The sequence below is a fragment of the Alcanivorax sp. HI0083 genome (genome assembly GCF_001635175.1).
Window position 1 is genome coordinate 1 of record NZ_LWFX01001259.1, and the last position, 4,737, is coordinate 4,737.

Sequence of the window (4,737 nt, forward strand, 5' to 3'; positions counted from 1 at the left end):
CCCCCGATCACCACCGGTAGCGACTGGGTGTTCGTGCTGGATATTTCCGGCTCCATGAGTGCCAAACTGGCCACCCTGGCCGACGGCGTCAGCCAGGCCCTGGGTAAACTGCGCGGCGGCGACCGCTTCAGAATCGTGCTGTTTGATGATCGTGCCGAAGAAATCACCAGCGGTTTTGTGGACGCCACGCCGGGCAGCATTCGCCGCTACACCGAAAAACTCATGCAGCTCAAACCCCGTGGCGGCACCAACCTGTTCGGCGGCCTGAGCCTGGCCCTGAACCCCCTGGACGCGGACCGCCCCACCGGCATCGTGCTGGTTACCGATGGCGTGGCTAACGTAGGTAAAACCCAACAAAAAGACTTTATCGACTTACTGGAACACCATGACGTGCGCCTGTTCACCTTCGTCATGGGCAACAGTGCCAACCGGCCCATGCTCACCGCCATGACCGATGCCAGCAACGGCTTTGCCATCAGCGTCTCCAACAGCGACGACATCGCCGGGCAGATTCTCAACGCCACCGCCAAGCTCACCCACCAGGCCATGAACGACGTGGAGATCGATATCGACGGGGTGCGTACCGCCGACCTGCAGCCGCAGCGCATCGGCAGCATCTACCACGGTCGCCAGATCGTGCTGCTCGGTCATTACTGGGGCGACGGCCCGGCGAAAGTTACCCTTCGTGCCAACGTGGCCGGCCAGGACAAGCAATACAAGACCCGTTTCAACTTCCCCGCCCAGGGCGGTGACAACCCGGAACTGGAACGACTGTGGGCCTATGCCACCATTCAGCACATGCAGCGGGAAATTAATTACTTCGGCGAGGAGAAGGACCTGCAGCAGGGCATCACCGATTTGGGCCTGGAGTACGGCCTGGTGACCAACTACACCTCCATGGTGGTGCTGCGCGATGAAGTCTTCGAGGAGTACGGGATCGAGCGTCGCAATGCTAAACGCCGGGAGATCGAAAAGCTGGCCAAGGCACAACGTCAGGCCAGCGCACCCACCAGCAACCGCGTGGACAATGCCCAACCCATGTACAACAGCAATCGTCCGTCCTATAGCGGTGGCGGCAGCAGCGGTGGCGCCTTCGGCATCGGTGCCCTGCTACCCTTCCTGATCCTGCTGATCGGCGGTGGCTTGCGTCGTCGCCGCTGATCCTGCCGACGACAGCCAACCTTCCCGGACAGGTAGCTCCTGTCCGGGATTTTTTCGTCAGGCATTTAGCCCCGAGGCTTCGGCAAAGTGCGAGCAGAACCCTGTCGTGTTACTCCTGCCGGCCTTCGATAGCCGACAACAACACCCCGGCGGCAATCCCCAGACGCTTGTCCAGTCGGCCCTCACGATCAGCACTGAAATCCACATCCAGTTTCAAGATGAACGGATTGAACCGCTGGCGATACTCCGCCACAGGACTCTCCCCCACGGTGGCGTGGTAGTGCTGGGGAAAGAAAAAAGCCAACGCTTCGATATAACGGCGCACCAGCGCTTTAAGCATGGAGTCTTCCTGAAGAGTGCCGATCTCTTGACCACCACTATCCAGAAAGATCCAGTGATCGCGCAGGAAGGATGATTTGAAACCCGACCGCCGCAACGTACCCACATGCTCATCGCTTTGCGAATCATGCACGTCATAGGCGCCCGCGAAATCGAAAATACTGCGGGTGGAAATCCGCAGCAACTCCTGGTCCTGACTTTCGTCCGCGTAAAGCCGGATGTCTTCGCGGATGCGGAAGCGCTTCATGTTGGAATAAAGCGCCAGCTCTCCATCATCCGTATAAAGGTGGAACGCATCACCGAAGAAGCGAAAGAACTTGCGGCGAATGGTGTAGCGTGGGTGTTGAAAGCGCACGGCGTGCGTCATGACTTGTTCTCCATCAGCATTCGGTGAAACCCTCTTCTGTATTCAGAGAAGGCAATCCCATTACCAGGGCAGCACGCTGCCATCGGAATGCCAAAAGGTCCCGCTGTTTTCCAGGGTCAGGGCGTCCATCCGCGCAATCAGATCGCTGGCCGCTTCTTCCGCCGTCAGATTACCACTCTGCCGGGTCATGTCAGTCTGCACCCAGCCCGGATGCAGAATCGCCACCGCAATCCCCCGCTCAGACAAGTCCACCGCCAGCGACTTGCCTACCGCATTCAGGGCGGCCTTGCTGGCCCGGTAGCCGTACCTGGCCCCGGAGGTATTATCGGCAATGGACCCCATGCGTGAAGTCATAAGCCCCACCTTGCTACCCGCATGCAGGTTGCCCAGCAAAGCCATGGTGACCCGCAGCGGCCCCAGCGTATTGACCTCGAACTGGTCGCGGATCGAGTCAAAGTTCATGCCATCCACCGTTTCACTGCTCATGATCCCGGCGTTGTTATAGAGCATATCCACACGGCGATCGCCCAGCGCATTCTGCAGGTTCATCACTCCGTCCGCCGAGCCCACATCCACACCATCGATCACCTTTGCGCCGCTTTCCAGCAGCGCAGCAGAGGGCTCGCGGCAAGTGGCCAGCACGGTATCTCCCCTGGCGCACCACGCCTGCACCATGGCAAGGCCAATCCCGCGATTCGCTCCGGTAATGACTATTTTTTGTCCCACAGCTTTCTCCTTTTGCCTGATTCAACAGACTCGTACCCTGAACCTGTTTCGCATTCAACGCCAGCGGACAAGCCACATTCGCAAGCCTCTGTGGGCGGTGCTTTGCCTACCTGTACGGAAACATCCTTTTTTATGGTTCATCGCGGAATTGAGTGCTCATCCTGCTTCAGAGGCTCCCTTGTCTCATTATCCCGATTTGGCAGCCGCTGGACGCCGGATGCCCAACGAAGGACGCTTGCGTTCAAAACCTGGAAACCCTGCCCGCCATACTCTCTGTGCAAAGTGCATTACCCGATTATTGCCATCAATGATGGCCTGACCGTTCCTGAAAATACCGCTCAAAAGCGATGCCGGGATAACCCAGGCAGATGACGAGAAGCGTGTTATTCACGCTAATCCGTAAAGAACCTTTTTTATCCGTGTCTCTTTGCTACAGTGAGTGTCCATTCTCAAGCCAAGGACGCGAATCATGAGCATTGCAGTTGGCGATACCCTTCCCTCCATCACCCTGAAAACCAACGGTGATAACGGCCCCGAAGACCTGAACACCGGCGATTTTTTCAAAGGCCGCAAAGTAGTGTTGTTTGCCGTGCCCGGCGCTTTCACTCCCGGCTGCTCCAACACCCATATGCCCGGCTTCGTGGTCAATGCTGACGCCCTGCTGGACAAGGTCGATGCGATTGCCTGCATGGCCGTTAACGACGCTTTTGTGCTGGATGCCTGGCAGAAAGACCAGAACGCCGAGCGCCTGACCATGCTAGCAGACGGCAATGCCGAGTTTGCCAAGGCCCTGGGGCTGGAACTGGACGCCACCGGTGGCGGCATGGGCATTCGCAGCAAGCGTTTCGCCCTGATCGCCAACGATGGCGTGGTGGAGTATATCGGTGTGGACGCCAAAGGCGTGGACAAGAGCAGCGCGGAGACTGTGCTGGGCCAGCTTTAATCTAGGGAAGTCTTTCCCTCGGAACGTTGCCCGGTGAGCCCAACGCCTGATGCCGGACGAAAACCTGGCGGCGCGGGTTGTCTGCATGATGCATTCGGATTGCTGCCAGGCCGTTGAAAAACGCTCGAAGCACTGCGGGAAGCGATGCTTGCATCGCGAAGGCGCCTGCAACTCACCGCCGCTATTCGTGATGCAAGCATCAGTTCCCACAGACAATCAGCGTGCTGGGCATTTTTCAGCGATTCCCCGGTTCGTCGCTTTGACGTCCGGCCGCCGGCATGTGGCCTCCCGCAACGGCGGAAATCCTGAGCCGAGCCAGCGCTGGCTCAACATCGCTATATCTCCAGCGCAAGCCCCAGGGTAGCGGTAAAGTCGTCTTTTTCCGGGGTAATACCGTCACTGTCCGGCTGCGGACTTTCGATACGTTTCCAGGTGCCCGCCAAACGCAGGTCCAAACGGCTGGTCAGATCCACGTCCAGTGCCACATAGAAATCATGCTTGGCGCGACCGGCTTTGGCTTCTGTCAGCGTCACCTGGTAATCAACTTCCAGCTCGATATTGTCGGTAATGTCCTGATCGTAAAACGTCCCTATCAGGAACGCTCCGGTGGAGACCGTACGGTCTTCACCCTCTACCACATCCACATACTCGGTACGCTGGTAACCGGGGCCTGCCGATACCGTCCAGTCCAGCTTGGGGCTATCAAAAATCTGGTAGCCCGCGCCAAAACCCACCGTCCATTCCGCTTCCCGGTTCTGGAACGGATCACGGTAATATTCCGCCTGAATCGGTCTGAAAAACCACTTATGGCTGATCCGATAATCATGACTCAGGCTCGCCGTGTGGTTATTGGCCAGCTGCTCGGACTCCGATTCCGAATAGTTACCGGTATAACTCATCTTGGTATTATTCTTTACCGTGCGGCGTTTCAGTGAAACCTTGGTGTTCAGGTCTTTCTGTTCCACGTTACCACTGCGGAAATTCAGGCCCACCGAAATATCCGCCGTCCATAAATCAAATTCCCGGGGGGAGGCAGAGGCAATGCCAACCACCTGGGGAAACTCGACCGGTTCGCCCCCCACCAGCAGCTTGCCGCTTTCCGTGGTCAAACGCCCCAGTATCACTTCACCGCCATCCAGCAGCACCGACATGACGCGCCCCGTACGGATATAGGCCACGTCTTCCCAGTCGATGGAAATCA

5 protein-coding genes are annotated in these 4,737 nt (G+C 57.9%); 2 read left to right on the plus strand and 3 right to left on the minus strand.

Going from position 1 to position 4,737, the window contains the following annotated elements; translation table 11 throughout:
• A partial coding sequence (locus A3754_RS18420; protein ID WP_156497075.1) for a VWA domain-containing protein occupies positions 1-1,161 on the plus strand: 1,161 nt, incomplete at its 5' end.
• Between the two features lie 109 nt (positions 1,162-1,270).
• On the opposite strand, the gene A3754_RS18425 is transcribed toward A3754_RS18420, so the two are convergent.
• Both A3754_RS18425 and A3754_RS18430 read right to left on the minus strand, forming a co-directional pair.
• A complete protein-coding gene (locus A3754_RS18425) occupies positions 1,271-1,867 on the minus strand; it encodes a hypothetical protein (protein ID WP_063520864.1) in 597 nt (198 codons plus the stop codon).
• Positions 1,868-1,927: 60 nt separating this feature from the next.
• Positions 1,928-2,593, minus strand: a complete 666-nt coding sequence (locus tag A3754_RS18430) for an SDR family oxidoreductase (RefSeq protein ID WP_082872526.1) — start codon at positions 2,591-2,593, stop codon at positions 1,928-1,930.
• A 469-nt stretch (positions 2,594-3,062) separates the two neighbouring features.
• Between A3754_RS18430 and A3754_RS18435 the strand changes: the two genes are divergently transcribed.
• Complete coding sequence (locus A3754_RS18435; RefSeq protein WP_063520866.1) at positions 3,063-3,536, plus strand: peroxiredoxin; 474 nt, start codon at positions 3,063-3,065, stop codon at positions 3,534-3,536.
• A gap of 335 nt (positions 3,537-3,871) precedes the next feature.
• On the opposite strand, the gene A3754_RS18440 is transcribed toward A3754_RS18435, so the two are convergent.
• On the minus strand, positions 3,872-4,737 hold an 866-nt coding region (locus tag A3754_RS18440), incomplete at its 5' end, for a YdiY family protein (protein WP_063520867.1).

What these genes read in the sequence shown, in the direction of transcription:
- A3754_RS18425 (WP_063520864.1), bottom strand. Translation starts at nt 1,867, where the DNA reads ATGACGCACGCCGTGCGCTTTCAACACCCACGCTACACCATTCGCCGC.
- A3754_RS18435 (WP_063520866.1), top strand. Translation starts at nt 3,063, where the DNA reads ATGAGCATTGCAGTTGGCGATACCCTTCCCTCCATCACCCTGAAAACC.